This is a genomic window from Herbidospora solisilvae, from assembly GCF_009901565.1.
In the GTDB taxonomy this organism is placed as follows: domain Bacteria; phylum Actinomycetota; class Actinomycetes; order Streptosporangiales; family Streptosporangiaceae; genus Herbidospora; species Herbidospora solisilvae.
Window position 1 is genome coordinate 269,017 of record NZ_WXEW01000001.1, and the last position, 25,668, is coordinate 294,684.

General features: G+C 72.9%; 27 protein-coding genes. 14 read left to right on the forward strand and 13 right to left on the reverse strand.

All coding sequences use genetic code 11. The annotated features are described in order from the left end of the window. Positions 1-56 precede the first annotated feature (56 nt). Positions 57-1,265, reverse strand: coding sequence for a sensor histidine kinase (locus GT755_RS01225; RefSeq protein ID WP_161477827.1), 1,209 nt, complete (start codon positions 1,263-1,265; stop codon positions 57-59). 111 nt (positions 1,266-1,376) lie between these two features. On the opposite strand from GT755_RS01225, the gene GT755_RS01230 reads away from it, so the two are divergent. The 4 genes from GT755_RS01230 to GT755_RS01245 are packed head-to-tail and all read left to right on the forward strand — an operon-like array spanning position 1,377 to position 6,272. Beyond that, positions 1,377-2,084 (forward strand): ABC transporter ATP-binding protein, encoded by a 708-nt coding sequence (locus GT755_RS01230; protein ID WP_161477828.1) that lies wholly within the window; start codon positions 1,377-1,379, stop codon positions 2,082-2,084. Beyond that, positions 2,078-4,417 (forward strand): ABC transporter permease, encoded by a 2,340-nt coding sequence (locus tag GT755_RS01235; RefSeq protein ID WP_161477829.1) that lies wholly within the window; start codon positions 2,078-2,080, stop codon positions 4,415-4,417. Before GT755_RS01230 ends, GT755_RS01235 begins: the two co-directional genes overlap by 7 nt. Before the next feature lie 53 nt (positions 4,418-4,470). Then, the gene (locus tag GT755_RS01240) at positions 4,471-5,607 is read left to right on the forward strand and encodes a sensor histidine kinase (protein ID WP_161477830.1); all 1,137 of its coding nucleotides are present in this window, start codon (positions 4,471-4,473) and stop codon (positions 5,605-5,607) included. Then, a complete protein-coding gene (locus GT755_RS01245; protein WP_161477831.1) occupies positions 5,604-6,272 on the forward strand; it encodes a response regulator in 669 nt (222 codons plus the stop codon). The genes GT755_RS01240 and GT755_RS01245 overlap by 4 nt, the downstream gene beginning before the upstream one ends. On the opposite strand, the gene GT755_RS01250 is transcribed toward GT755_RS01245, so the two are convergent. Further along, positions 6,253-7,035, reverse strand: coding sequence for a class I SAM-dependent methyltransferase (locus tag GT755_RS01250; protein ID WP_235965762.1), 783 nt, complete (start codon positions 7,033-7,035; stop codon positions 6,253-6,255). The two genes, GT755_RS01245 and GT755_RS01250, sit on opposite strands and share 20 nt — an antisense overlap. 162 nt (positions 7,036-7,197) lie before the next feature. Further along, positions 7,198-7,593, reverse strand: coding sequence for a YciI family protein (locus GT755_RS01255; RefSeq protein ID WP_161477832.1), 396 nt, complete (start codon positions 7,591-7,593; stop codon positions 7,198-7,200). Positions 7,594-7,618: 25 nt separating this feature from the next. Here GT755_RS01255 and GT755_RS01260 point away from each other — a divergent pair, with 25 nt between their 5' ends. Genes GT755_RS01260 through GT755_RS01270 form a run of 3 tightly spaced genes read left to right on the forward strand, consistent with a single transcriptional unit; the run spans position 7,619 to position 10,193 of the window. Then, a complete protein-coding gene (locus GT755_RS01260; protein ID WP_328794111.1) occupies positions 7,619-8,836 on the forward strand; it encodes an RNA polymerase sigma factor in 1,218 nt (405 codons plus the stop codon). Between the two features lie 5 nt (positions 8,837-8,841). Then, positions 8,842-9,786, forward strand: coding sequence for a tyrosine-type recombinase/integrase (locus GT755_RS01265; protein WP_161477834.1), 945 nt, complete (start codon positions 8,842-8,844; stop codon positions 9,784-9,786). Next, entirely contained in the window at positions 9,783-10,193 is a 411-nt protein-coding gene (locus GT755_RS01270) for an ACT domain-containing protein (RefSeq protein WP_161477835.1), read from the forward strand. Before GT755_RS01265 ends, GT755_RS01270 begins: the two co-directional genes overlap by 4 nt. Here GT755_RS01270 and GT755_RS01275 read toward each other — a convergent pair. Genes GT755_RS01275 through GT755_RS01300 form a run of 6 tightly spaced genes read right to left on the reverse strand, consistent with a single transcriptional unit; the run spans position 10,142 to position 15,108 of the window. Then, on the reverse strand, positions 10,142-10,993 hold the full coding sequence (locus GT755_RS01275) for a phosphotransferase family protein (RefSeq protein WP_161477836.1): 852 nt from the start codon (positions 10,991-10,993) through the stop codon (positions 10,142-10,144). The two genes, GT755_RS01270 and GT755_RS01275, sit on opposite strands and share 52 nt — an antisense overlap. Further along, positions 10,990-12,189 (reverse strand): TolB-like translocation protein, encoded by a 1,200-nt coding sequence (locus GT755_RS01280; protein WP_161477837.1) that lies wholly within the window; start codon positions 12,187-12,189, stop codon positions 10,990-10,992. Before GT755_RS01280 ends, GT755_RS01275 begins: the two co-directional genes overlap by 4 nt. Next, on the reverse strand, positions 12,186-12,683 hold the full coding sequence (locus GT755_RS01285) for a SigE family RNA polymerase sigma factor (RefSeq protein ID WP_161477838.1): 498 nt from the start codon (positions 12,681-12,683) through the stop codon (positions 12,186-12,188). Before GT755_RS01285 ends, GT755_RS01280 begins: the two co-directional genes overlap by 4 nt. A gap of 45 nt (positions 12,684-12,728) precedes the next feature. After that, on the reverse strand, positions 12,729-13,532 hold the full coding sequence (locus GT755_RS01290; RefSeq protein WP_161477839.1) for an NAD-dependent protein deacetylase: 804 nt from the start codon (positions 13,530-13,532) through the stop codon (positions 12,729-12,731). Beyond that, complete coding sequence (locus GT755_RS01295; protein ID WP_161477840.1) at positions 13,532-14,764, reverse strand: RNA polymerase sigma factor; 1,233 nt, start codon at positions 14,762-14,764, stop codon at positions 13,532-13,534. Before GT755_RS01295 ends, GT755_RS01290 begins: the two co-directional genes overlap by 1 nt. Then, on the reverse strand, positions 14,761-15,108 hold the full coding sequence (locus GT755_RS01300; protein WP_161477841.1) for a YciI family protein: 348 nt from the start codon (positions 15,106-15,108) through the stop codon (positions 14,761-14,763). The genes GT755_RS01295 and GT755_RS01300 overlap by 4 nt, the downstream gene beginning before the upstream one ends. A gap of 235 nt (positions 15,109-15,343) precedes the next feature. Between GT755_RS01300 and GT755_RS01305 the strand changes: the two genes are divergently transcribed. After that, on the forward strand, positions 15,344-16,300 hold the full coding sequence (locus tag GT755_RS01305) for an ATP-binding cassette domain-containing protein (RefSeq protein ID WP_161477842.1): 957 nt from the start codon (positions 15,344-15,346) through the stop codon (positions 16,298-16,300). 3 nt (positions 16,301-16,303) lie between these two features. Further along, entirely contained in the window at positions 16,304-17,053 is a 750-nt protein-coding gene (locus GT755_RS01310; RefSeq protein WP_161477843.1) for an ABC transporter permease, read from the forward strand. On the opposite strand, the gene GT755_RS01315 is transcribed toward GT755_RS01310, so the two are convergent. Beyond that, a complete protein-coding gene (locus tag GT755_RS01315; RefSeq protein ID WP_161477844.1) occupies positions 17,050-18,165 on the reverse strand; it encodes a winged helix DNA-binding domain-containing protein in 1,116 nt (371 codons plus the stop codon). The two genes, GT755_RS01310 and GT755_RS01315, sit on opposite strands and share 4 nt — an antisense overlap. 264 nt (positions 18,166-18,429) lie before the next feature. Between GT755_RS01315 and GT755_RS01320 the strand changes: the two genes are divergently transcribed. From GT755_RS01320 to GT755_RS01330, 3 genes are read left to right on the forward strand one after another with little or no spacing between them, the layout of a single operon-like run. Then, a complete protein-coding gene (locus GT755_RS01320; RefSeq protein WP_235965764.1) occupies positions 18,430-19,077 on the forward strand; it encodes a lysophospholipid acyltransferase family protein in 648 nt (215 codons plus the stop codon). Between the two features lie 22 nt (positions 19,078-19,099). Then, positions 19,100-20,710, forward strand: a complete 1,611-nt coding sequence (locus GT755_RS01325) for a penicillin-binding transpeptidase domain-containing protein (RefSeq protein ID WP_161477845.1) — start codon at positions 19,100-19,102, stop codon at positions 20,708-20,710. Between the two features lie 31 nt (positions 20,711-20,741). Continuing rightward, entirely contained in the window at positions 20,742-21,332 is a 591-nt protein-coding gene (locus tag GT755_RS01330) for an ArsR/SmtB family transcription factor (protein ID WP_161477846.1), read from the forward strand. Here the strand turns inward: GT755_RS01330 and GT755_RS01335 are convergent. Next, positions 21,329-21,898, reverse strand: a complete 570-nt coding sequence (locus GT755_RS01335; protein ID WP_161477847.1) for a TetR/AcrR family transcriptional regulator — start codon at positions 21,896-21,898, stop codon at positions 21,329-21,331. The two genes, GT755_RS01330 and GT755_RS01335, sit on opposite strands and share 4 nt — an antisense overlap. A gap of 56 nt (positions 21,899-21,954) precedes the next feature. Between GT755_RS01335 and GT755_RS01340 the strand changes: the two genes are divergently transcribed. Then, positions 21,955-23,085 carry an FAD-dependent oxidoreductase gene (locus GT755_RS01340; RefSeq protein ID WP_161477848.1) on the forward strand — a complete coding sequence of 377 codons (1,131 nt, stop codon included), beginning with the start codon at positions 21,955-21,957 and terminating at the stop codon, positions 23,083-23,085. 2 nt (positions 23,086-23,087) lie between these two features. Here the strand turns inward: GT755_RS01340 and erm are convergent, their stop codons facing one another. Further along, on the reverse strand, positions 23,088-23,909 hold the full coding sequence (gene erm, locus GT755_RS01345; protein ID WP_161477849.1) for an ErmE/ErmH/ErmO/ErmR family 23S rRNA (adenine(2058)-N(6))-methyltransferase: 822 nt from the start codon (positions 23,907-23,909) through the stop codon (positions 23,088-23,090). 311 nt (positions 23,910-24,220) lie between these two features. Continuing rightward, on the reverse strand, positions 24,221-24,487 hold the full coding sequence (locus tag GT755_RS01350) for a DUF3040 domain-containing protein (protein WP_030453621.1): 267 nt from the start codon (positions 24,485-24,487) through the stop codon (positions 24,221-24,223). A gap of 133 nt (positions 24,488-24,620) precedes the next feature. Here GT755_RS01350 and GT755_RS01355 point away from each other — a divergent pair, with 133 nt between their 5' ends. Further along, positions 24,621-25,631, forward strand: a complete 1,011-nt coding sequence (locus GT755_RS01355) for an Rv2578c family radical SAM protein (RefSeq protein WP_161477850.1) — start codon at positions 24,621-24,623, stop codon at positions 25,629-25,631. Positions 25,632-25,668: the final 37 nt, after the last annotated feature.

Consider the following 25,668-nt stretch of genomic DNA (forward strand, 5'->3'; position numbering starts at 1 on the left):
ACCTCCGCCAGAGCCACCCGAGATTGCCCGAAGATGCTCATCCGAGCCTCCCGGGACTAACCGGGCGCGGGACACGGAATCTCCACACGTAACAAGGTCGGGCCACCACGCGGACTCGACAGGCTCATCACGCCGTCGGTGACGGCCACCCGGTCGGCCAGGCCGGCCAGGCCCGAGCCCGCCGCCGGGTCGGCGCCGCCCACTCCGTCGTCGCGGACCTCCAGGACCAGGGCGCCCTCGTGAAGGCGGCCGTAGACGTGCCCGTGCCGGGCTCCGCTGTGCTTGGCGATGTTCGTCATCGCCTCGGACACGACGTAATAGGCCGCCGCCTCGATCGGGGCGGGCAACCGCCCGGGCAGCGAGACGTCGACGTCGACGGGGACCGGCGACCGGCCCGCCACGTCTTCGACGGCCGCGCCGAGCCCTCGGTCGGTGAGGACCTGGGGATGGATGCCACGGATCAGTTCGCGCAGTTCCGCGAGCACACGTTTGGCCTCCTCGTGGGCCTCGGCGACCTGGGTCTCGGCGGGCGAGCCGGGCGGCAGGTCGAGGCGGGCCAGGCCGAGTTTCATGCTGAGGGACACCAGCCGCTGCTGGGCGCCGTCGTGGAGGTCGCGCTCGATGCGGCGGCGTTCGGCCTCGAACGCGTCGACCAGCCGGGCCCGCGAGCGGATGATCTCGGCGTCGCCGGGCGCGAGCACCGCCCGCGCGATCATGGCCCTCGTGCCCGCCCACGCGGCCAGCATGTAGGCCGACAGCGGCACCAGCAGCAGCCCGCCCGCGGCCAGCGGCAGGCCGTCGACCCAGTGCATGCTCGGCTGGAGCGGCGCCGACATCAACAGCACCGGCAACCAGAACGCCGACGAGACCAGCCCGAGGTCCATCCAGCACAACACCGACAGCGCGACGACCGTGAACCCGAGATCACGCCAGGTCGCCTGCTCCCGCACGCGTGTGGTGAGCCAGGCCCGCAGACCCGGGTTCGGCGGCTTCACATGCGGGTTGCCCGCGGGGGTGCGGTCGACCAGCCGCATCCGCGCACGCTCGAACGCCCCGACCGGCAGCGCCGCCACGATCAGGGTCAGCAGGGCGGCGGCGAACGCCGTTCCGGTGCCGAAGACGTAGGCCGTGTAGATGAGCAGGCACATGGCCACCGCGTAGACCGCGCTGCACAGCAGATAGGCGAGCGCGCGCCACGGCCACGACGAACCCAGGAACGCCAGTGGCCGGCGCGTCATCGCGGCCATCGCGGTTCTGGTCAGCACGCCCCGACCGTAACCGATCGACCCCGACCGGCACGGTAGTGCCAGGACTACTCTCACTCCTCGCCGCAGCACCAATGCGCCGGGCTGAGCCGGTCGGCTTCGCTTGACGCCATGAAGGTTCGATTGGAAGCGGTACGCCGCACCTACGGAACGGTGACGGCGCTCGACGGGGTGACGGCCGGCTTCGCGGCGGGCACCCTCACGGCGATCATGGGCCCGTCGGGGTCGGGCAAGTCGACGCTGCTGCACTGCGCGGCCGGTCTCGACCGCCCGACCGAGGGCACGGTCGTCATCGACGGCACCGACCTCGGCTCGCTGAACGAACACGGCCTGACCGTGTTGCGGCGCGAGCGGATCGGGTTCGTCTTCCAGGCGTTCAACCTGGTGTCGGCGCTGACCGCGGAACAGAACGTCGCGCTGCCGCTCCGCCTCGCCGGGCGGCCCGCCGCCCCCGAGCTGGTTCGCCGGGCGCTGGCGCAGGTGGGGCTCGCCGATCGGGCCGGTCACCGGCCGAGCGGCCTGTCGGGTGGCGAGCAGCAGCGGGTGGCGATCGCGCGGGCGCTGATCACCAAGCCCGCCGTGGTGTTCGCCGACGAACCGACCGGCCAGCTCGACACCCAGACCTCCCGCCAGGTGCTCGGCATGCTGCGCCGCCTGGTCGACGACCACGCCCAGACGATGATCATGGTGACCCACGACCCGGTGACGGCGTCCTACGCCGACCGGGTGATCTTCCTGGAGGACGGGCGCGTCGTCGACGAGTTCACCGGCGCCCTGACGGCCGAGACCGTCGCCGCCCGGATGGCGGGCACATGCTGAGCTTCGCGACGGTGCGAGAACGGTGGCAGTCGTTCGCCGGTGGTTTCGTCGTGTTGTCACTCGGCATGGCGCTGGTGTCGATGAGCGCCCTGGCGCTGGCCTCGGCGGGGCCGAGAGTGCCCGACCGGCTGGCGGGGACGCCGGTGTTCGTCTCGGCTCCGAGGCTCGATCGGGCCGACGGCAGCTTCGCCCCCGACCGCCCGTGGTCGCCCGAGACGGTCGCGTCACTGGTCGAGGAGCTCTCCGCGATCCCCGGGGTCGCGCAGGCCGTTCCCGACCGCGCGTTCTACGCCCAGCCCGTGATCGGCGGCAGACCCGCACCGTCCGAACGGGGTCACGCCTGGTCCACGGCGACGCTGGCGCCCTACCGGCTGACAGCGGGCACCGCACCCCGAAAAGGCGAGACGGTCGTCGACCGGTCCCTGGGGTTGACGCCGGGGACCGAGGTGTCCGTGCTGACGGCGCGCGGCCCGGTGACGTTCACGGTGTCCGGCACGGTCGACGGGCCGGGGGTCTTCCTGAACGACGCCGAAGCGGCCCCCCTCTCGACGGGCGTACGCGCCATCGGCCTGGTCGCCGAACCGGGGGCCGACGTCGCCGCGATCGCCAAGGCGGCAGGGAGGTTCGCCGACGTGCTCACCGGAGACGGCCGGAGCGTCCTGGAGTCCCGTGACGACGAGCGCACCCGCTGGATCGGCATGCAGATCCTCACCGGCATGGCCGTGCTCTCGGCGCTCGTGTCGGTGCTGGTGGTGGGGTCGACGTTCGCCGTCGGGGTGGCGCAGCGGCGCCGCGAGTTCGGGCTGCTGCGGGCCGTCGGGGCGACGCCGCGTCAGATCCGGGCCATGGTCTACGGCGAGGCCCTCGTGGTCGGCGTCGCCGCGACGGCGGCGGGTGTGGCGGCCGGTGCGCTGCTCGCGCCGGTGCTGGGCGCCGTGCTGGTCGACGTCGGGTTCGAGCCGGCGGGCTTCGCGGTCGCTCTGTCGCCGCTGCCGCTCGCGGGGTCGTTCGCCGGTGGGGTGGTCCTCACGCTGGTGGCGGTCTGGTCGGCGTCGAGGCGGGCGGCGCGGGTGGGTCCGCTGGAGGCGCTGCGCGAGGCCGAGGTCGACGACCGGCCGATGCCGCGGCTGCGGTGGATCACCGGGCTGGCGTCGTGCGCGCTGGGGGTGGCGTCGGCGGTGAGCTCGGACGGCGAAGGCGCGTTCGTGATGTCCGGTCTGGTCGCTGCGGTGGGCGTGATCGCCGGTCTGGCGCTGCTGTCCCCCGTGGTGGTCCCGCCGGTGGCGCACTACGCGTCGTGGCCGTTCACCCGGGGCCGGGGGGCGGTCGGCATGCTCGTCAGGGAGAACGCCAGAACCGCGGTCCGCCGGACCGCCGCCACGGCCACGCCGGTGCTGGTCACCATCGGGTGCGCGGTGCTGATCACCGGGATGGTGCAGACGACCGCCGCCGGTTTCGCGGCCGTCCGGGCCACGACGATCCGGGCCGACGCGGTCATCGTGCCCGACGGCACACCGGGCCTGACCGATGTGTCCGGTGGAGAGTCGTCCCTGTTCAGCGCGGTGTTCGAGGCCAACGGCGACCCGCTGAGCACCATCGGGGCGACGCCGGAGCTGCTGAAGACGGCCGGTGACACCTCCGGCCCGCTCGACGAGCTCCGCCACGACGACCGGGTCCTGATCGCCGAGTGGCTGGCCGAGGACCGGGGGCTGCGGCCGGGCGCGGTGCTGCCGGTGTCGTTCGAAGACGGCACCTCGGCGAGGCTGACCGTCGCCGGCACCGTCCGGAACGCCGACGCCGACGTGCTCGTGTCCCGTGACCTGCTGAGGAGCCATGACCCGGCGGTCCTCGCCGACGAGGCCTACGTCGTCGGCACCGCTCCCGATCCCGGTCCGGGGGCGCGGGTGGTCGACGTGGCGGCCTACGCGGCCGAGGCCGACGCCGAGGAGGACCGGCTGGTGTGGATCGCGACCCTGCTGCTGGTCGTGGTGTCCACCGCCTACGCGGGCGTGGCGATCGTGAACACGATGGTGATGTCGGCCGCCGGGCGGGTGCGCGACCTGGAGGTGCTGCGGCTGTCGGGGGCGACGCCACGGCAGGTGCGCGGCACCGTCGCGGCGGAGTCGGCGCTCGTGGTGCTGCTGGGCGCCGGGCTGGGGACGGTGGTCGCGTTGCCCGCGCTCTTCGGCATCCGCGGCGCGTTCGCCGAGGCCATGAACACCGACGTCCCTCTGGTGATCCCCTGGCCGCTCATCGGGGGGCTGGTCGCCGTCTGCCTGGTGCTGGCGGCCGGCGCGTCGGTGCTCGCGGCCACGACGAAAGTCGGGCGTTGACCGACCATCGTCGCGTAGCCGGGGGAAAGCCGGCGTGGTTACGCTCGAACGCGATGGACGTCTCCCCCCGCCGCCCCCGTGACTGGATCGTCGACTCGCTGCTGTTCGGGTTCGCGGTCGGCTTCGGGTTGTTCACCGCGTCCGTGCGGATGCCGATCCTGCATCTGATGCCGCATCCCGCCCTGTTCCACCTTGACCAGGTGCTCGGTGTGGCGGGCTGCGCGGCCATCTGGTGGCGGCGGCGGCACCCGACCGGGCTGGCGCTGGTGCTGGTGGTCGTCTCGGCCTGGTCCGAGCTGATCGCCGGGGCGACGATCGTGGCGCTGTTCAACGTGGCCGTGCACCGGCCGCCCCGCGTCACCGCGGGCGTGTTCGGGCTCAGCGTGTTGTCGTGTGTCGTCTTCGTCGTCCTGCGGCCCGATCCGGTCGATCCGGGCGGGGCGGTGTTCCTGCTGGGTACGTCCATCTACGGCATGGCGACCGGCTGGGGCATGGTGATCCATCATCGGCGGCAGCTGGCCGCCTCCCGCCGCGACCGGGAGGCCCAGATGGCGACCGAGGTCCGGCTGCGGGCCGAACAGGCGCAGTTGCAGGCCCGCGAGGCCATCGCGCGCGAGATGCACGACGTCCTGGGCCACCGGTTGTCGCTGCTCAGCGTGCACGCGGGCGCGCTGGAGTTCCGTCCGGACGCGCCGCCCGACGACGTCGCCCGCGCCGCCAAGATCATCCGCGAGAGCGCCCACCAGGCGCTCCAGGACCTGCGTGACGTGATCGGGGTGCTCCGTGCCCCCGTACGCGAACTGCCGCAGCCGACGCTCGCCGAGGTCGGCCGCCTCACCGAGGAGTCGGCGCGGGCGGGCATGCGGGTGACGCTCACGGAGCAGGTCGAGGGTGAGGTGCCCGGCCTGACCGGGCGGACCGGCTACCGCATCGTCCAGGAGGGCCTGACCAACGCGCGCAAGCACGCCCCCGGCGCCGAGGTGGCGGTGTCGGTCAGCGGCGCACCGGAGGCGGGTCTCACGGTCGAGGTCCGCAACACGCCACCACCCGGGGAACCGGCGGTTCATCCGGGCGGGCAGGGGCTCACCGGCCTGGCCGAGCGGGTGGCCCTGGCGGGCGGCACGCTTTCCCATGGCGGGCGGCCTGACGGAGGGTGGGTGCTGAGGGCTTGGCTACCCTGGCCGGCATGACCATCGCCGTGCTGATCGTCGACGACGACCCGCTGGTCCGCGCGGGCCTGACGATGATGCTCGGCGGCTCTCCCGACATCCGGATCGCCGGCGAGGCGGGCGACGGCTCCCAGGTCGCCGGTCTCGTCGAGACGCTGGCGCCCGACGTGATCCTCATGGACATCCGCATGCCGAACGTCGACGGCCTGGCCGCGACCGAACGGGTGCGCGCCCGGAAGGACGCGCCCGAGGTCATCGTGCTGACCACCTTCGACGCCGACGAGCACGTGCTGCGGGCGCTGCGGGCCGGCGCGGCCGGGTTCCTGCTGAAGGACACCCCGCCGGCCGAGATCGTCGAGGCCGTCAGAGAGGTGGCGCGCGGCAATCCGGTGTTGTCGCCGGGGGTGACCCGCCGCCTGATGGACCGGGTGGCCGAAAGCGGGCCTGACCGCCGCAGGTCGGCCGCCGTGGCGAAGCTGGAGGGCCTCAACACCCGCGAGCGGGAGGTCGCCGTCGCGGTCGGCCACGGCCGGTCGAACGCCCAGATCGGGGCTGAGCTCTATCTGAGCGTCCCGACGGTCAAGACCCACGTGTCGAGCATCCTGGCCAAGCTCGGGTTCAACAACCGGGTGCAGATCGCGCTGCTCGTCCACGACGCGGGCCTGATCAGCGAACCGCCTCGATGAGAATGCGCTGCGAGTGGGCCACGAACGGCCCGTGCCGCTCGATGAAGTCGTGCAGCGTCTCCAGGCGGTCGCGGTAGGCGTCGACGGTGAAACCGGGGACCGTCCAGATGACCTTGCGCAGGAACACCACGACGGCGGCGGCGTCGAAGAACTCCATCCGCAACGCCTCGTGCCGGACGTCGGCCACGTCGAGCCCGGCCCGTTCGGCGGCGGTGACGAGGGTGACGACGTCCACGCCGGAACGTGTGGTGCGGGGATCCACGTCCCGGCGTCCGCCGGTGACCGGGCCCATCATGAACTCGGTCAGTTCCCGCACCGTGCCCGACCCGACGTGCTGGGCCAGGTAACGCCCGCCGGGGGTGAGGACGCGGGCGACCTCGTCCCAGCGGGTGGCGACGGGGTGGCGGGAGACGACGAGGTCGAAGTGCCCGTCGGGGAAGGGCAGGTCGGCGTCGTCGGCGACGTGGGCGACGACGTCGCCGAGCCGCCGCCGGGCCAGGGCGAGATTCGGCTCCCACGATTCGGTCGCCGCCACCACCGGCGGCAGGACCGGGACGGACGCCAGCACCTCACCGCCGCCGGTCTGCACATCGAGCAGCGCCTTCGCCGAAGCGGCCCGGCCGGCGAGCAGCCGCGCATATCCCCAGGAGGGCCGCTGCTCGGTGGCCCGCCCCTCGAACCAGGAGAAGTCCCACCCTTCGACGGGAACGGCCGATCCTTCGGCCAGACGATCGGAGAACATGCCGTCCACCTTGCCGGTCATCAGGTGACCTTCCCACCGAATTAAACGCCCGCCGACCCTCCTCCAGCCCAACCGGCCCGGCCGTCAGATGAGGATCCACGGACGCCTAAGGTCCACCCCGTGTTGACGCAGACGACGGATCCGACCGCAGAGGCCTCCAGCCGACGCCGCAGGTCACAGGCCTCACCGCTCTCCCCGCGCCCGTTCCTCCGCGATCCGTTCGTCGAGTTCCGGCACCTCGAACACCTCCCGGATCTCCACCCCCTCCTCCCCGTCCTGGACATACGGCATCTTCAACGCCCAGGCCACCGCCTCCTCCTTCGACTCCACCTCGATGATCCAGAACCCGGCGATGACCTCCTTCGTCTCGGTGAAGGGACCGTCGATGACCACGGCCTTGCCCTTCCGGTACGAGATCCGCGCCCCCCGCGTCATCGGATGCAGCGCCTCGGCGGCCACCAGGACCCCGGCCTCCGTCATGGCGGCGTTGTAGGCGTGCATAGCCGCGATGAGTTCGTCGCTGGGCAGCACCCCGGCCTCGGTCGCCTCGTTTCCCAAGCCCATGATCATGAATCGCATCCGCCCAGTCTGGTGGAATGGCGCGGTGACCAACAAGGCGCACCACGTGGTGGAAGAGGTCTGGCGGAGCGAGGCGGCCCGCGTCATCGCCGGGCTGACGCGGCTCACCGGCGATGTCGGCCTGGCCGAGGAACTGGCCCAGGACGCCCTGGTGGCGGCCCTGGAACAGTGGCCCCGCGACGGCGTCCCGGCCAACCCGGGGGCCTGGCTGACCACGGTCGCCAAACGCCGGGCCGTCGACGTGTTCCGGCGGCGGGAACGCCACGACGAGAAGCTCGCCGAACTGGCCCGGACCGCCGTCGACGTCGAGGAGCAGCCCGATCCGGACGCCATCGAGGACGACGTCCTGCGGCTGCTGTTCGTGGCCTGCCATCCGGTGCTGACCACCCAGACGCGGGTCGCGCTGACGTTGCGGCTGCTCGGCGGGCTGAGCACCGACGAGATCGCCCGCGCGTTCCTCTCCCCTGAGGCCACGATGGCCCAGCGGATCTCCCGCGCGAAGAAGACCCTCGCCGTCGAGCGGATCCCGTTCGAGGTGCCGGCCCGCGAGGAGCTGGGCGAGCGCCTGGAGGCGGTGCTGGAGGTCGTCTACCTGATCTTCAACGAGGGTTACACCGCCACGGCGGGGGACGACTGGGTCAGGCCGCACCTGTGCGAGGAGGCGCTGCGGCTGGCCCGCCTCCTGGAGGACCTGCTGCCGAAGGAGCCCGAGGTGCACGGCCTGCGGGCGCTGCTGGAGATCCAGGCCTCGCGGCTGGACGCCCGCACCGACGAGCACGGCGACCCCATCCTCCTGCTCGACCAGGACCGCACGAAGTGGGACCGCCGCCGGATCGCCGCGGGGCTGGCGGCGCTGGAGCGGGCGGGCACGGGGCCGTACGCGCTCCAGGCCGCCATCGCCGCCTGCCACGCCCGGGCCGAGACGGCGGAGGCGACCGACTGGCGGCGCATCGCGGGTCTCTACGACCGGCTGGCCGAGGAGGTCCCGTCGCCGGTCGTCGAGCTGAACCGGGCGGTGGCCCTGGCGATGGCCTACGGCCCCGCGGCCGGGCTGGCCCTGGTCGACGAGCTGGCCGACGAGCCCGCGCTGCGGGACTACCACCTGCTGCCGAGCGTGCGGGGTGATCTGCTGGCCAGGCTGGGCCGCGACGAGGAGGCGCGGGCCGAGTTCCGGCGGGCGGCCGGGCTGACGCGCAACGAGCGCGAGAGGGCCCTGCTGCTGGCGCGTGCCGGAGTATCCTGACGATCATGAGTCTGCCCGAACGTGTGATCGACGGCGTGGTGGCCCGTGACGGCGAGGCGGTGCTCGACCGGCTCACGCAGGCGTGGTTGTTGTCGTTCTCCTCCCCCCACACACGTTCGGCCTACGGCTCCGACCTGGCGCAGTGGCTCGCCTTCTGCGAGCGGCACGAGATCCATCCGCTGCGGGCCGTCCGGGTGCACGGCGACGCGTTCGCCCGCTGGCTCGAACCGGTCTCGCCGCGCACCCTCGCGCGCAAGTTGTCGGCGATCTCGTCGTGGTACGCCTACGCGACCGACGAGGGCGTCCTGGAGTCCAACCCCTTCACGCGGGTACGCCGCCCCAAGGTCGAACGGTTCCAGTCGGAGACCGTCGGCCTCACCGAAGAGGAGGCGCGTGCCCTCGTGGCGGCGGCCGACGCCACGACGGGGCCCACCGCCCTGCGCACGGCCGCGTTCGTCCGGCTGATGATCGAGCTGGGGCCGCGTGTGTCCGAGGCGCTGGCGGCCACCATCGACGACCTGGGTCACCAGCGCGGCCACCGTACCCTCAGGATCGTCGGGAAGGGGCAGAAGACCCGCGTGCGCAACCTGCCGCCCGCCACCGCGGCGGCGCTCGACGCCTACCTCGACGACCGCGCCCGCCGGGCCGGGGTCACCAGAGACCGGCTGACCGGCCCGCTGTTCGCCACGGCGGGCGGCCGGGCGCTCGACCGCGCCGACGCCTACCGCCTGGTCGTGAAGGTCGCCAAGGCCGCCGGCCTGGAGTCGAAGGTGACCCCCCACGCGCTGCGTCACACGTTCGCGACGGTCGCCAGCGACCGGGGCGCCTCGGTCAAGCAGTTGCAGCAGGCGCTCGGCCACTCCAGTTCGTCGACCACCGACATCTACATCCACAGCCGCGACAACCTCGAACGCGACCCGTCCCAGATCGTCGCGGCGGTCATCGGATGACACCCGGCGAACACGACCTCGCCACCCTGCTGGCGACCCTCGACCCGGTCCTGCACGACGGCGTCCACGTCTTCGCGACCGCCGCCGAGCCGCCGCCCGGGCTCACGCCGGTGCTGACGTTCACCGAGCCCGAGGGCGTGACCCTGGTGGTCCCGGAGGGGCAGGCCGAGGGCGTCTTCCCGTGCCGCTGGATCACGTTGCGGGTGCACTCGTCGCTGGCCGCCGTCGGCATGCTGGCCGCGATCACGGCCGCGCTGGCGGCCGAGGGCATCCCGTGCAACGCGGTGTCGGCCTACTTCCACGACCACCTGTTCGTGCCGCCGGAGCGGGCCGGCGACACGATGCGGGTGCTGCGTCAGTTGTCGGCGAACGTCCAGGCCAGGTGGGACAGGCCCTCTTCGGCGTAGAAGCGGGCGCCCGGCCGGGTGAGGCCGTAGGCGATGTCCTCGATGATCGCGCAGCGCGCGTAGAACCGGGCGCGCGTCTCCACCGTCGGCCCGGCGTCGCCGCCGTGGTCGCGGTAGTGGCGCAGCGTCTCGGCGAACACCTCGGGGCCGAGGTCGCGCAGGACCAGCCCGAGGTCGTGGGCGGGGTCGGCGATGGCGGCGTCGGTCCAGTCGATGACCCCGGTGACGGTCGCGCCGTCGGTCAGCACGTGTTCGGCGCCGAGGTCGTTGTGGCAGAACGCCAGCGTCTTGGTCTCGTCGCGCGGCGGGTTCTCGCGGAGGAACCTCTCGACGGGCACCCGCAGGTCGCCGGGCACGTGCTCCTGGACGACCTCCTTGTACTCCTCGATGGTCCCGGCCAGCCAGGCGTAGAACGGGTCGTCGTCGACCTCGACCAGACCGGCGACCCGCTCCTTCGGCACCGCGTTCATCGCCGCGAGGAAGGCCCCCAGCGGCTTGGCGACCGCGAGCCCGAGCCGGCTGTCGAGGGGTTCTCCCGCCAGTTTCCGGTACGCCATCACGCCCGCCTCCCCGTCCACGAAGAGGACCTGAGGGGTGGGCACGGGCGAGACCTCCGCGACGACGGCGAGCAGCGCGGCCTCGCGGCGGACCTCCGCCGCGCCGCCCTCCTTGCTGCCGCGCACGATGAGGTCGCCGTCGACCTCGTAGGCGACGTTGTCCCAGCCTTCGCCGAGCTTGACCACCGACCGGGCCGGACGCCCCAGATGACGCGCCGCGACGGCGCCGATCTCGTCGATCACGGGCCTGAGGTTATCCGCCTCAGGTCGATGAACACCAACGTGTCGTCACCGGTCCGATGCACGCTGAGCATGTCCCGGTCGTCCGCGGTGAGGCCCATCGTGGTGTAGGACCGCTCGCCGCCGTCCAGGGTGACGTTCAGCTCCAGGCTGCCGGACCGCCCGGTGACCACGTCGACGACGTACTGCTCGACCTCGTCCCGGCCGGTGACCGTCACGGCCATGAACCGGTCGGCGGCCAGCCCCTGCGGCGCGAACGGCACCTCCCGTTCGCCCGACCCGTCCCGCGCGCGCACGAAGGACGCGCCGTCGGCGTGCTGCCCGGAGCAGGTGGTCACCCCGCAGACGACGTAGCGGTCGCCCGGGGTGAGGGCGGCGTGGCGGACCTCCCCGGTCTCCAGGTTGACGAGCCGCCGGAAGCGGACGTCCTTCTCGCCGTCGGCGGGCAGGTGGGGGTCGCCCGCCCAGGGCCACTCCAGCAGGTGCAGCCCCTCGCCGCCCGGCACCGGCGTGGGCGGCCCGCCGGTCACCGGGACGCTGAAGACGCCGGTGTCGCCCGCGGAGTAGACGAGGCGGTCACCGGCCAGGTCGGTGGCCCACGGCACGTGCGGCAGCGTGCCCGGCAGCCGCTCGGCGCTCCCCCCGGCCAGCGGCGCCCGCCACAGGGTCGCGGAGGTGTCGGTCTTGACGTGCCAGACCAGCCGGTCGCCCGCGACCACGAAGCCGTCGGCGATCTCGCCCTTGCGGGAGGGCACGAGCGTGACCTGGCGCAGCTCGCGGGTGCGCTGGTCGTAGGCGTAGACCGCGCCGGCCCTCTCGTGGGAGCTCCATGTCGTCAGCAGCGTGGTGTGGTCGTCGGCGATGAGCAGCGGGCGCAGCCGTTTGCCGTTCTCCAGGGAGGCGGGGGCGATCTGGACCGCGCCGGGCCACACCTCCTCGACCGGCGGCGACCCCGCCACCTGCTCCTCGGTGATGGCCGGCGGGGGCGGGGTGACCACCACGGGCTCGGGCCGCTCGTGCCGGACGGCCAGCATCGTCCCGGTCGCGACCAGCACGACGGCGGCCGCCGAGGCGAGCAGCCGGGACCGCGCCCGGCGGCGGCGACGGCGGGCGACCCCGTCGAGCAGGCCGGGCGGGGCGGGGGGAGCCTGGGTCGCGGCGCGCGCCAGCGTGGCCCGCAGGTCGTCTTCCAGCGTCATCGCGGGCTCCTGTCGGTCGCGGTGTCTCCGATGACGGTGCGCAGGCGGGCCAGGCCGTGGCTCGCGTGGCTGCGGACGGTGCCGCGCGCGATGCCCAGCACCCGGGCGATCTCGGCGTCGGTCAGGTCCTCGTAGTACCGCAGCACCAGCACGGCGCGCTGTTTGCGGGGCAGGTCCGCCAGCGCCCGCCACAGCCCTTGCTCGCGGTCGGAGGGACGCGCGTCCTCCCACGCGCCGTCGGGCGGGTCGACGGCCAGGCTCTCGCGGCGGCGCCGCCGCCAGACGCTGATGTGCAGGCGGGCCATGACGACCCGCACGTAGGCCTCCGGGTCGTCCTTCCGCCGCACGCGCGGCCACGCCCGGTGCAGCCGCGCCAGCGCCTCCTGCGTGAGGTCGGCCGCGTCGTGGGGGTCGCCGCTCAGGACGTAGCCGTACCGTAAGAGCGCGTCGGCGCGTTCGGCGGCGAACGCGGCGAAGTCGGGGTCGGGGTCCACATCACCTAGACGGCCGAGGGCCGCGAAGTGTTGAAGCCGGGCCGCTCACGCTCCGGCCAGCACCGTCAGCGTCTCGCCCAGGGGCGCGTCGAGCTTGAGGAGCGCCTGGTCGTCGCCGCCGGTCGGGCCCTGGTTGACGATCGCGATCGGGATGCCGAGCGCCTCGGCCCGGTCGACGAAGCGCCGGCCCGACCGCACGGTCAGCGAGGAGCCCAGCACCAGCAGCAGCCGGGCCGCGGCGACCATGCCGAAGCACTCGTCGACGCGCGGCTGGGGCACGTTCTCGCCGAAGAAGACGACGTCGGGCTTGAGCAGGCCGCCGCAGCCGTCGCAGTCGACCACGGTGAACCCGGCCACCAGCTCGTCGGGGACGACGGCGTCCCCGTCGGGGTTGATGGGGCCGACGGCCGCGTCGAAGCCGGGGTTGGCCGCCTTCAGCCGGTCGTCGAGTTCGGTGCGGGGGATGCGGGCCCGGCAGCGGAGGCAGGCGACCCGGTCGAGGCCGCCGTGCAGCTCGACCACGCGGCGGGTGCCGGCGGCCTGGTGGAGGCCGTCGACGTTCTGGGTCACGACGCCGTCGACCAGGCCGAGCCGTTCGAGGCGGGCGACCGCGTGGTGGCCGGAGTTGGGTTCGACGCGGCCCATGTGGCGCCAGCCGACGTGGCTGCGGGCCCAGTAGCGGCGCCGGGCGGCGGCGCTGGTGGTGAAGGTCTGGTAGGTCATCGGGTCGGCGCGGCGGGCCCGGCCGGTCTCGCCCCGGTAGTCGGGGATGCCCGACTCGGTCGACAGTCCCGCGCCGCTGAGGACCACCACTCCCCCGTCGCCGACCAGGCCGGCGAGTTCTCGCATCACCTGTCCATTCTGCGGTCCGCCTGGCGTGCCTTGTGCTCCAGGTAGCGCCGTTCGGGCTGGTTCGCGGTCTGGCGCGCGGCCTTGGCGTAGGCGGCGCGGGCGCCGTCGAGGTCGCCGGCCATGTCGAGCAGGTGGGCCCGGACCGCCTCCACCCGGTGGTGGCCCTTCAGCCGGGCGTCCCGCTCGACCTCGGCGAGCAGGTCGAGGCCGGCGGCGGGACCGTCGACCATGGCGACGGCGACGGCGTGGTTGAGCGACACCATGGGGCCGGGCCAGAAGCGCTTCAGGGTGGCGTACAGGACCAGGATCTGCCGCCAGTCGGTCTGGGCGGCGCTGGGGGCCTCGTCGTGCACGGCCGCGATGGCGGCCTGCACCTGGTAGGGGCCGAGCGAGGCCGAGCGCAGAGTCTCGGTGATCAGGTCGGTGCCCTCGGCGATGAGGGCCCGGTTCCAGCGGGACCGGTCCTGCTCGGCGAGCGGGACCAGGGTTCCGCCGGGGCCGGTGCGGGCCGGACGCCGCGCGTCGGTGAGCAGCATCAGGGCCAGCAGGCCGGACACCTCGCCGTCGCCGGGCAGCAGCGCGTGCAGCCGCCGGGTCAGCCGGATCGCCTCGGTGGTCAGCTCGACGTCGAGCAGGCCCTCTCCGGCGCTGGCGGCGTAGCCCTCGTTGAAGATCAGGTAGAGGACGTGCAGGACGACCGCGAGCCGGGCCTCCCACTCGGCCGCCGGAGGCGGCTCGAACCGGGCTCCGGCGGCCCTGACCGACTGCTTGGCGCGGCTGATGCGCTGGCCCATGGTCGCCTCGGGGACCAGGAACGCCCGCGCGATCTGCCCGGTCGTCAGCCCGCCCACGGCCCGGAGGGTGAGGGCGACCTGCGACGACGGCGAGATCGACGGGTGGCAGCAGAGGAAGAGCAGGGTGAGGGTGTCGTCGTGGTGCTCCACGTCGTCGCCGGGGCCGGGCATCGCCGCGACGCGTTCCTCGCGGCGTTCGCGCGCCTGCTCGCTGCGCGCCTCGTCGGCCAGGCGGCGGGTGGCGACGGTCACCAGCCACGCCTTCGGGCTCGCCGGCACGCCCTCCACGGGCCACTGCAGCGCCGCCGCCAGCAGGGCCTCCTGGACGGCGTCCTCGCACGCGTCGAAGCGGCCCCAGCGGCGGACCAGCACCGCCAGCACCTGCGGCGCCAGCTCCCGCAGCAGGCGGTCGGTCACCGCGTCGACGCCGGTCATGAGCCCTCGAACACCGGTCTCACCTCGACGGCGGAGAACTCGGCCTCGGGCAGCCCGGCCGCCAGTTCGACGGCCCGTTCGGCCGAGCACTCGACGATGTAGAGGCTGGCGAGGAACTCCTTGGCCTCCACGAACGGCCCGTCGGTGACGACGGGGATGCCGTCGCGCACCCGGACCGACCTCGCCTGGTCCTCTCCTTCGAGGCCCTGCGCGGCCACCAGCTCGCCGGTCTCGCGGAGTTTCGCGATCCAGGCGTCGTGGCGGTCGACCAGGGTCTGGAACTCCTCCGGCGAGAACGCCGCCCAGCCCGCCTGAGTGCCGTAGATCATCAGCGCGTACTTCATGGACCCGACCGTATCGCCCCCGATCAAAAAATCTTCAAAAACCGGTTGCCGCCCAGTTCAAGGGCTGTCTCACGATCGGTGCCCCCCCGCCACTTTCTGGCGTTTCCGCAGGTCAGACCGAATGTGAATGTACATTTCACGTTTGCCTGGGGCCGCCTGGGCCGGTCAGGATGGAGCGATCCCGAAACGCCCCCGACCAGGGGTTTCTTCGGTGTGCCCAAAACCTGGAGGGTTCATGATTCACGCCCGTGGCCTGACCAAGACGTACACCCTCAAGAAGACCTCCGTCGACGCCGTGCGCGGCGTCGACCTCGACGTGGAGCCCGGTCAGCTCGTGGCCTTCCTCGGGCCCAACGGCGCCGGCAAGTCGACCTGCCTGCGGATGCTGACCGGCCTGCTCCCGCCGACGTCCGGGACGGCCCGGGTGGCCGGTCACGACGTCACGACCGAGGCGGCGGCCGTGCGCGCCCGGATCGGCTACATCGGCCAGAAGGGTGGCGCCGGGGAGGCGTTCCGGATCGGCGACGAGCTGGTCACCCAGGGCCGCTGCTACGGCATGACCCGCCGCGCGGCCCGCTCGCGCGCCGAGGAGCTGCTGACGGTGGTCGGCCTCGACGGGATGTTCGCCCGTAAGCCGTCGACGTTGTCGGGCGGCCAGCGCCGCCGCCTGGACATCGCGCTCGGCCTGATGAACCGCCCGCCCCTTCTGTTCCTGGACGAACCCTCGACCGGCCTCGACCCGGCCAGCCGCGCCGACATCTGGTCGCACATCCTGCGCCTGCGCGCCGACCACGGGACCACCCTGTTCCTGACCACCCACTACCTGGAGGAGGCCGACGCGATGGCCGAACGTGTCGTCGTCATCGACCAGGGCCGCATCATCGCCGACGGCACCGCCCGCCGCCTGAAGGCCGACCTGGCCGGCGACCGCCTGACCGTCACCCTGCACGACCCGGCCGACGTCCCCCGCGCGGCCGAGATCGCGGCGGGTCTGCCCGGCGCGGCCGGCCTCGCCTCCGACGGCCCGAGGCTGACCCTGCGCGTGGCGGCGGCCGACCGCGCGCTGCCCGAGTTCGTGCGGGCCCTGGACGCGGCCGGGCTCAAGATCGACACGGCCGAGAGCTCCCGCCCGACCCTCGACGACGTCTTCCTGGCCCTGACGGGCCGCACCATCCAGGACGAGGAGGCCTGACCCGTGACCTTCCTCCGCGACACCGCCACGATCTTCAGCCGCGAGTTCGCCCCCGTCTGGCGCGATCCCCTCTCGCTCGTCTTCACCATGGCCCAGCCGCTGCTGTTCCTCTACCTGTTCGGCCCCCTGCTGGAGAACGGCACCGACACGCCGGGCCCGGCCTGGCAGTGGTTCGTGCCCGGCATCCTGATCATGATGTGCCTGTCGGGGCCGCTGATGGCCGGGTACTTCCTGCTCCTCGACCTCATCGGCGGTTCGATGGAACGCCTGCTCGTCACCCCGGTCAGCCGCACCGCCCTGCTGGTCGGCCGCACGCTCAAGGAGTTCGTCGTCCTGCTGGCCCAGGCGGTCCTGATCATCGGGCTGGCCGTGCCGCTCGGCCTCGACCCGCACGTGCCGGGCGTGCTGACCGGGCTGACGCTGCTGGTCGTGTTCGGGATCGGGCTCGGCGGGTTGTCGTTCGTGCTGGCCATCGTCTCGGCGCCCGGCGGGGAGTTGTTCTACGGCGTCACCCAGGTCGTCATGTTCCCGCTGCTGCTGCTGTCGGGCGTGCTGCTGCCGGTCGAGAACGGGCCGGGCTGGCTGCAGGTGGCCGCCGCCGTCAACCCGGTCACCTACGTCGTCGAGGCCGAACGCGCCCTGTTCGCCGGGAGGTTCCTCGACGCGCCGGTCCTGTGGGGCGCGGCGGCGGCCGTCGTGACCGCCCTCCTCGGGCTCCACCTGGCCCGCCGCCGCATGGCACGCGGGCTCTAGCCCCGGAACACCACCTCGTGGGAGGTCGCGGCGGGGTGGGCGAACTCCAGCAGCCGCTTGGCCTCGGCGACCAGCTCGGCCTTGGCCAGGATCGGGACCTGCTCCAGCGGGGTCAGCACCAGCGTCACCGCCCCGCCCTTGGCCGTCGTCATGGTCCAGAGCCCGGCGACCCTCCCGTCGACCAGGAACGACGGCTTGAGCTGGCCGTTGGCCTTCACGTAGACGTGGTCCCTGTGGGCGTCGGGCAGGATGCGGGTGCGGCGGCCGGGGGCGTAGGCGAGCAGGGTGCTGTCGAACCACGGCAGCAGCCGGACCGGCGCCTCGGCGTCCTCGCCCGGCCGGGGCGCGCCGGGCAGGTCGTAGAGGGTGCGGCCGTCCTCGTCGGTGAAGGTCACCAGGTCGGGCATGGCCTCCAGCGCCGCGCGGACCGGCGTGATGTTCCAGGCGATCCACGATGCGACGTCCTCGGCGGCGGCCGGGCCGAACGCCCTCAGGTGGCGGCGGACGACGAAGTCGAGCGCCTCCCGCAGCGGCGGGAACTCCTTGGCCGGGCCGAGCGCGAACAGCACCGGGGTGCGCTTGGACCACGTGCCCTCGGCCGGGACGCGGATGAACCCGACCCGCATCATCACCGACGTCCACCGATAGAGGCGCTGGAGCTCGATCTCGCGGTCGGACAACACGCCCGGGTGCGCGACCACCCATTCGTCGATCGCGGCCACCAGTTCGGCGGCCGGACGCGGGGTGGCGCCCATCTCGCGCACCAGGTCGAGCAGCTCGCCGATCTCGGGTTCAGGGCCGGCCCGGAACGCGCCCACCTTCGAGGCGGCCGACACCGCCGCGTAGGCCGGGTAGTCGGCCGGGGTGACGGTGTGGATGGTGCCGCGCAGCAGGGTGCCGGTGACCAGGTCGCCGGTGGAGTGGGCGTGCCAGGGCGACTCGGGCGCGAGCTCGTGGGCGCGGCTCCACAACGCCGGTCCCAGCGCGGGCCAGTACTGCATCTGCAGCGCGCCGATCCGCTCGGCCACATCCGGCAGCGGGAGCCGCATCCGCTCCAGCAGACCCTGGCGGGCGAGCAGGGCACGGTTGAGGGCGCGGGTGGTGATCGGCATGCGGCCAGCCTACGGGGCGGGAACACCGAGCCCCCGCGTGTGGTTAACTACGTAGTGCCGGTGTGGATGTGTCCCCCGGGCCGCATATACCGCCTTCACGGAATACCGTTCGGCTGGAACCGTGTTGTGCATCTCGCCGAGGAGGCGACCACCACACCGGCCTAAAACGTTCTCCAGCGATGCCCCGCCCGCGCGCGGGGCATCGTCGTCTCTCGGTCCAGGCGACATCTAGGCTTGGAGCGGTCAACCGAGGGAGGAGCCCCCTTGTCGTCGCTGTTCTACCGCGTCGCCAAAGTCGTCAGCGTCCCCGTGATGCACGCGCTCTGGCGTCCGCGCGTCGTGGGGATGGAGCACGTCCCGGAGACGGGCCCGGCGATCATCGCCGCCAACCACCTGTCCGCGCTCGACTCCTTCTTCCTGCCCGCGCTGATGCCCCGCCCGGTCACCTTCGTCGCGAAGAACGAATACTTCACCGGCAGCCCGATCACCCGCCTGATCATGAGCGGCAACATCGCGATCGACCGCGACAGCGCCGGCGCCGCCCAGGCGATGCTCGACGCCGCCGCCGGCGTCCTGAACGACGGCGGGTTGTTCGGCATCTACCCCGAGGGCACCCGCTCCCCCGACGGCCGCCTCTACAAGGGCAAGATCGGCGTGGCCTGGCTGACCCTGACGACGGGAGCGCCCGTCCTGCCGGTGGCGCTGGCGGGCACCGACAAGGTGCTGCCGCCGGGCGCGTCGGTGCCGCGCGTCCACCGCATCGACGTCACGATCGGCAAGCCGATGACCTTCGAGGGCGACGCCGCCAAGGCCCGCGACCGGCGCGAGGTCACCGACCAGATCATGGACGCCATCCGCGAACTCTCCGGCCAGGAGTACGTGCCCAGCTACGCCAAACGGCCCAATTCGTAACGAATTCGCTAAGCTCGTCGCCGTGCGGGGACGAACGATAGCGATCATTTCGGTGGCGTGCGTGGTCGCCGCCGCGGGCGGCGGGGCCGGCGCCTGGTGGGTGCTGCACACCCGCGGCACCCCTCAGGAGACCGCCCGCCTCTACGCCGCCGCCTGGGCGGCCGACGACCTGGCGGCGATGAAGACGCAGCTGGTGACCCCGGTCCCGGCGACGTTCGACACGGTGACCGCCTCGATCGCCAAGGATCTCAAGGCGACCGTGAAGAACGTCGAACTGGGCCAGGTGGCGCCCGCCGGCGACGACCGCTACGAGGCCTCCTACACGGCGACCCTCGACATCGCCGACGTCGGGCCCTGGACGTACACGGGCACCTTCGACCTGGTCGTGTTCGACCGGCACTGGAAGGTCGATTGGAAGCCGCAGGCCCTGCACCCCGGCATCGACGGCACCGCCAAGCTGGCGCTGAAGACCACCTGGCCGCAGCGGGCCGCGCTGACCGACGCCGACGGCAACCGCATCGACGGCACCGACGTCGGCGGGTCGGTGCAGCAGCTGGTCGGCTTCCTCGACAAGGCGAACGCCAAGGACGTCGCGAAACTCGGCCCCGCCTACCGGAAGAACCAGGCCATCGGACGCGGCGGCCTCCAGGAGACCTTCCAGAAACGCCTGGCCGGCACCCCCACCACCGACGTCATGGCCGGCGACACGCCCCTGGAGTCGATCAAGGGCAAGGAGGGCGAGCCGGTCAGGACCAGCCTGGACATGACGATCCAGAACGCCGCCGCGAACGCCGTCCGCGACCTCGACAAGCCCGCCTCACTCGTGGCCATCCGCCCCTCGACCGGCGAGATCCTGGCCATCGCCAACAACCGCGGCGACTTCAACCGGGCGCTCAACGGCCAGTACGCCCCCGGCTCGACCTTCAAGACGGTCACCGCCGCCGCCCTGCTGGCCAAGGGGGTCGGCCCGGGCGAGAACGTGACCTGCCCGGAGAACGCCGTCGTCGGCGGCCTGAAGATCCGCAACAGCGACAACGCCGAGTACGGCACGATCACCTTCAGCGACTCCTTCGCCTACTCCTGCAACACCACCTTCGCCCCGCTGGCGCAGGAGCACCTCGGCGCCGAGGGCCTCTACGACGCCGCGGGCGACCTCGGCTTCAACCAGCCGCTCAACATCGGCGTGCCGGCGAGCGAGGGCAGCATGCCGAAGGCCACCTCCGACGCCGAGCTCGCCGCCGAGTCGTTCGGCCAGGCGAAGATCATCGCCAGCCCGCTGATCATGGCCTCGGTCGCCGCGGCCGTCGCCGACGGCACCTGGCGGCCCCCGACGCTGGTCCCGGGCCTGAAGCAGAAGGCCAAGGAGAAGCCGCTGCCCGACGGGGTGGCCGACGACCTGCGCGCGATGATGCGGGCGGTGGTGTCGAAGGGCACCGCCAAGTCGGCCGGGCTGCCCGGCGGCGCCTACGGCAAGACCGGCACGGCCGAATACGGCAGCGGGCCCGAGCTGCCCTCCCACGCCTGGTTCCACGGCTACCGCGGCGACGTGGCGTTCGCGGTCGTGGTGGAGGGCGGCGGAGGCGGCGGCAAGGTGGCCGCGCCCGTGGCGGCCGACTTCCTGCGGGGCCTTTGACAATTTTTCTTGTCGGTGAGACTCTGAGGCCATGTTCGAAGTGGCGGTCATCGACGACCCCGCGGCCGCCGAGGTCTCCCTCGACCCGGTCCGCGCCCGCATCCTGGCCGAACTGGCCGAGCCCGGCTCGGCCACCCAGCTCGCCACCAAGATCGGCCTGCCCCGGCAGAAGGTCAACTACCACCTGAAGACGCTGGAGAAGCACGGCCTGGTCGAGCTCGTCGAGGAGCGCCGCAAGGGCAACGTGACCGAGCGGGTCATGCGCGCCACCGCCGGGTCCTACGTCATCTCCCCCGCCGCGCTGGGGGCGGTCGAACCCGACCCCTCCCGGCGTCCCGACCGCCTGTCGGCGGCCTGGCTGCTCGCCGTGGCGGCCCAGCTCGTGAAGGACGTCGGCACGCTGATCACCCGCTCCGAACGCGCCCGGCAGAAGGTCGCCACGTTCGCGATCGACGGGACCGTGCGCTTCGCCGGCCCCCGCGACCGGGCCGCCTTCGCCGAGGAACTGTCGGCCGCCGTGGCCTCCCTCGTCTCCCGCTACCACGACGAGCAGGCGCCGGGGGGCCGCGACCACCGGGTGGTCGTCGCCCTCCACCCGGCCATCACCCGCCAGGAGCCCTAGCCCGGCGCCTCGGGCACCATCGCCCGCACGATCGTCTCCACGCCCTCCCGGGTGACCGTCCCCTCGGGGGCCGTGACCAGGGTGAACAGCGCGCCGCCATAGAGCGCGATCAGCCCCGGCACCCGCTCGGGCGGGATCGCGAGCCCGAGCTGGGCGTGGTGCCCGGCCGTGAACACCGTCGCCGCCGCCTGGAGTCCCTCCAGGGCCCGGTTCAGCTCCGGGCGGCGGACGGCCTCCAGCCGTAGCTCGAAGATGGCCAGGTAGCGGTCGCGCAGCACGGTCGCCGCGCCCAGCAGCGAGTCGGTCAGCAGGCCGACCAGGTCGGGCTCGCCCGTCTGGCGCCCGGCGGCGGCGTCCATGTCGGCCAGGTGCAGCTCGACCACCCGTTCGGCCGCGGCCACCAGCAGGGCCTCGCGGTTGCGGAAGTAGTTGGACGCCGTGCCCGTCGGCAGGCCCGCCGCGCGTTCGGCGGTGCGGTGGGTCAGGCCGTGCACCCCCGACGAGGCGAGCAGCCCGATGGCGGCGTCGGTCAGGGCCCGGCGGCGGTCCGGATTGGTGGGCGGCACCCGGCCATGCTACCAATAACGGTAGTAGTACGACCGTAGTGAATGACGGGACCCCCATGCGAATCGCGATCATCGGAGCCGGGCTCGGCGGCGTCACCGCCGCCACCGGTCTCCACCTGACCGGCCACGACGTCACCCTCTACGAACGCGCCCCCGAGCTGCGTGAGACCGGCACCGGCATCGTCGTCATGCCCAACGGCCTGGCCGCCCTCGACACCCTCGGCCTGGGCGCGCCCCTGCGGGAGCACGCCGCGCCCACCGCCCAGGGCGGGCTGCGCGACCGCGCCGGCCGTCCGCTCCTGGTCACCGACGCCGCCAAGGCCCAGGAACGTTACGGCCCGACCGTCGTCGTCGACCGCGCCGTCCTGCACCAAACCCTGCGCGAGCGGCTGCCGGCCGACCGGATCCGGACGGGCGTCGCCGTCGGCGGCCTCGCCGAGGAGCCCGGCCGCGTGCTCGTCGACCACGTCGACGCCGCCGACGCCGTGGTCGTGGCCGACGGGATCGGCAGCCGCCTGCGCGCCCGCCTGTTCCCCGCCCACCCGGGCACCGAGCGGACCGGCCGCCTGGACCTGCGCGGCACGCTCGGCCGGATCCCCGGCGTCGACGACCTGCTCACCGCGATCCTCCTCGACCGGCACAGCGGCGCGATGTTCGGGCTGTTCCCGATGGGGTCCGGCGGCCTGTACTGGTTCACCGACACTCCTCTGCCCGCGACCGTCCCGGGGCCGGAGCAGGCCCGGGAGCAGGTGGCCGAGCTCATGGCGGGCTGGCACCCGGCCGTGCCGGCCGTCCTGCGGGCGACCGCCGTGGCCGACGTCCACGTCGATCCCATCACCCGGCTGGCCAAGCCGCTGGCGACCTACACGACCGGCCGGATCTGCCTGCTCGGCGACGCCGCCCACGGCATGCCCCCCGATCTGGGGCAGGGCGCGAGCCAGGCCTTCGAGGACGCCGCGGCCCTGGTCAGGCACCTTGAGAGCGCGACCCCGGCCGAGGCGGCCGAACGGCTCGGCCGCTACGACGCCGAAAGGCGGCCACGAGCCAACAGGCTCATGGCCGCCTCCAGCCGTCAGTCGCGGCTCACCACCCGCACCGGGCCGGCCGCGTGGCTGCGCGACACGCTGCTGCGCGCCACCCCGCCGTCGCTGGCCGCCCGGCAGCTCGCCTCGATCTGGCTCGCCTGAGCTCAGTGCAGGCACCGCCAGAGCGTGACCCACTGGTCGGGGTGGACGTGTCCCACGACGGCGTCGCGGGGCACCCCCGCGGCCGACAGGGCGGCGTCCACCCCCGCGTAGCGGGTCCTGAGCGACGCCCGCACCGAACCGCCGGTCCCGCCGAAGCCGAGCTCGACCAGCGCGCGGTAGGAGCGCCGGTCGGGCACCAGCGGCTCGGGCCTGCGCTCGATGCGCAGGATCGCCGAGTCGACCGAGGGCACCGGCCGGAACGACTCCCGGAAGACGGTGTGCCCGAGCCGCCAGTGGAACCACGGCCACGACTCGACCGTGACCAGGCTCCAGCGGCCGTAGTCGCCGGTGCGCTTGCGGGCGTACTCACGCTGGGTCAGTAGTGTCGCCGACGATAGATCCGGCGCCCGAAGACACCAGTCGACGATCTTCGAAGTGACCGAATACGGAATGTTCCCCACCACCGCGAACGGTTCCCGTGGTACCCGCGCACGCGTGAAATCACCTCTCACCACTTCGATGACGGAATCGTCCTTCGTACGGGAGGCGAGCCGCCCCGCGAGCCGGGGATCGATCTCGTAGGCGATCACCCGCGCGGCCACCTCGGCCAGCGCGAACGTGAGCGCCCCCTCCCCCGCGCCGGGCTCCAGCACGAGCCCCTCGGGCGCGGCGGCCTTCACCATCAGGTCGACGGCGTGCCGGTCGACCAGGAAGTTCTGCGAGAGCGTCCGGCGCGCGCCGTCGGCGGGCGTGCGACCGCCACCGCTGTTCCTGGCCTTCTTCTGGGTATGCGAATAGTTTCCGTGCGCGAAATTCTGCGCCACAGCACTGCCCTTCTGGGTCTTCGAGATTCATGGGGTCTCGAAGGGCCCTGGGCGCGCCCGGGACGCGAAATGCCCTCAGTTCAGAGAATGAATCGCGTCCGCTAGCGGGCCAGAGCCCGGCCGCGGCGGATGCGAATGAAGAAGGGGCAGCAGAATGCAGAAGCCATGCGGGTCACTGTAGACATCGGGGAATGGCGCGGACAAAGCATTTAACCCGTGACGGCGGGCCGCCGGGAGCGGGCGGCCGGCGCCGGTGGAGGGCCCGCACCGGGGGCGGCGGGCGGTGGCGGCCGGGCGGAGCCGTGACGGAGCTAGAAGGGAACCGCCGCCGCGTCGTTGTGGAAGGCCATCACCAGCAGCGTCGCGATCAACGTCGCGATCAGCAACCAGCTCACCGCGATCACCACCGTCGACCGCCGCCACCGGCGTCTCTTCTTGTCGGTGCGGCGGCGATTGCGCTCGCCCCGCTCCACCCGTTCGTTGAACGACTCTAAACGGGCGGCCAGCCGCGGATCCTCGTCTGTGAGGTGCCGCTCGATCATCGCCAGCATCCGCTCCTCGTCTTGCGACCAGGACATGGCGCACCTCCCAGGGATGCAAGGTGTGTGCGGACGTCGTTCCCCCTAAAGAAGATCGTTAGCCGTTTGGTGGGGTGCGATTTGCCCCCGCTTTCCGTTGCGATCATGATCGAACAGGTGTTCCAATCATGGAATGCGCTGGGACAACCTGCAACTCATCCCCGAACGGCCCGACAACGCCCTGATCACCAAGGGTGCGGTCGTCCGCACGATCGACACGCCCGAGTTCCGCGGCGTCACCTTCTACGAGATCCACGCCCGCTCGATCGTCAACCGCGTCCCCGGCGCCAGTCGCGTCCCGTTCGAGTGGACCCTCAACCCCTACCGCGGCTGCACCCACGCGTGCGTCTACTGCTTCGCCCGCAACACCCACACCTACCTCGACCTCGACGCGGGCCACGACTTCGACACGAAGATCGTCGTGAAGACCAACGCCGTCGAGCTGCTGCGCCGCGAGCTCGCCGCGCCGCGCTGGCGGGGCGACCCCATCGCGATGGGCACCAACGTCGACCCCTACCAGCGGTGCGAGGGGCGCTACCGGCTGATGCCCGGCATCATCCGGGTCCTTACCGAGTTCGCCAACCCCTTCTCGATCCTGACCAAGGGCACGCTCATCCTCCGCGACCTCGACCTGCTCGCCGAGGCGGCCCGGCGGACGCGGGTGTCCACGGCCATGTCGATCGGCACCACCCACCCGGCGGCCTGGCGGGCCACCGAGCCGGGAACGCCGAGCCCGCGCGCCCGGCTGGGCGCCGTGGCCGCGCTCAACGAGGCCGGCGTCCCGTGCTCGGTGCTGATGGCGCCGATCCTGCCCTACCTGACCGACTCCCCCGCCCAGCTCGAGGCGACCGTGAAGGAGATCGCCGAGGCGGGGGCGACCGGCGTGACCCCGCTCGTGCTCCACCTGCGCACCGGCGCGCGCGAGTGGTGGCTCGAATGGCTGGCGCGCGACCATCCGCGCCTGGTGCCGCGCTACCGCGAGCTCTACGGGCGGGGAGCCTACGCGCCCCAGGCCTACCAGCGGCGCATCACCGACCAGGTGGCCGAGTTGGCCCGCAGGCACGGCATCAGGGAGCGCGCGGGCCGCCCGGCCGCCCTTCCGGCGCGCGCGCCGGACGCGGAGCAGCTCGGGCTGTTCCGTTAGGACATTTGTCCCGCCGATCTCGGGATCCGGCTCCCTA

Bases quoted from the DNA above. Each gene is read 5' to 3' on its own strand.
- GT755_RS01235 (WP_161477829.1), top strand. From the start codon at position 2,078: ATGCTGAGCTTCGCGACGGTGCGAGAACGGTGGCAGTCGTTCGCCGGT.
- GT755_RS01305 (WP_161477842.1), top strand. From the start codon at position 15,344: ATGATTCACGCCCGTGGCCTGACCAAGACGTACACCCTCAAGAAGACC.
- GT755_RS01355 (WP_161477850.1), top strand. From the start codon at position 24,621: ATGCGCTGGGACAACCTGCAACTCATCCCCGAACGGCCCGACAACGCC.
- GT755_RS01295 (WP_161477840.1), bottom strand. From the start codon at position 14,764: ATGACCGGCGTCGACGCGGTGACCGACCGCCTGCTGCGGGAGCTGGCG.
- GT755_RS01230 (WP_161477828.1), top strand. From the start codon at position 1,377: ATGAAGGTTCGATTGGAAGCGGTACGCCGCACCTACGGAACGGTGACG.
- GT755_RS01245 (WP_161477831.1), top strand. From the start codon at position 5,604: ATGACCATCGCCGTGCTGATCGTCGACGACGACCCGCTGGTCCGCGCG.
- GT755_RS01340 (WP_161477848.1), top strand. From the start codon at position 21,955: ATGCGAATCGCGATCATCGGAGCCGGGCTCGGCGGCGTCACCGCCGCC.
- GT755_RS01350 (WP_030453621.1), bottom strand. From the start codon at position 24,487: ATGTCCTGGTCGCAAGACGAGGAGCGGATGCTGGCGATGATCGAGCGG.
- GT755_RS01290 (WP_161477839.1), bottom strand. From the start codon at position 13,532: ATGCGAGAACTCGCCGGCCTGGTCGGCGACGGGGGAGTGGTGGTCCTC.
- GT755_RS01265 (WP_161477834.1), top strand. From the start codon at position 8,842: ATGAGTCTGCCCGAACGTGTGATCGACGGCGTGGTGGCCCGTGACGGC.
- GT755_RS01300 (WP_161477841.1), bottom strand. From the start codon at position 15,108: ATGAAGTACGCGCTGATGATCTACGGCACTCAGGCGGGCTGGGCGGCG.
- GT755_RS01250 (WP_235965762.1), bottom strand. From the start codon at position 7,035: ATGACCGGCAAGGTGGACGGCATGTTCTCCGATCGTCTGGCCGAAGGA.
- GT755_RS01240 (WP_161477830.1), top strand. From the start codon at position 4,471: ATGGACGTCTCCCCCCGCCGCCCCCGTGACTGGATCGTCGACTCGCTG.
- GT755_RS01255 (WP_161477832.1), bottom strand. From the start codon at position 7,593: ATGCGATTCATGATCATGGGCTTGGGAAACGAGGCGACCGAGGCCGGG.
- GT755_RS01330 (WP_161477846.1), top strand. From the start codon at position 20,742: ATGTTCGAAGTGGCGGTCATCGACGACCCCGCGGCCGCCGAGGTCTCC.
- GT755_RS01280 (WP_161477837.1), bottom strand. From the start codon at position 12,189: ATGACGCTGGAAGACGACCTGCGGGCCACGCTGGCGCGCGCCGCGACC.
- GT755_RS01270 (WP_161477835.1), top strand. From the start codon at position 9,783: ATGACACCCGGCGAACACGACCTCGCCACCCTGCTGGCGACCCTCGAC.
- GT755_RS01315 (WP_161477844.1), bottom strand. From the start codon at position 18,165: ATGCCGATCACCACCCGCGCCCTCAACCGTGCCCTGCTCGCCCGCCAG.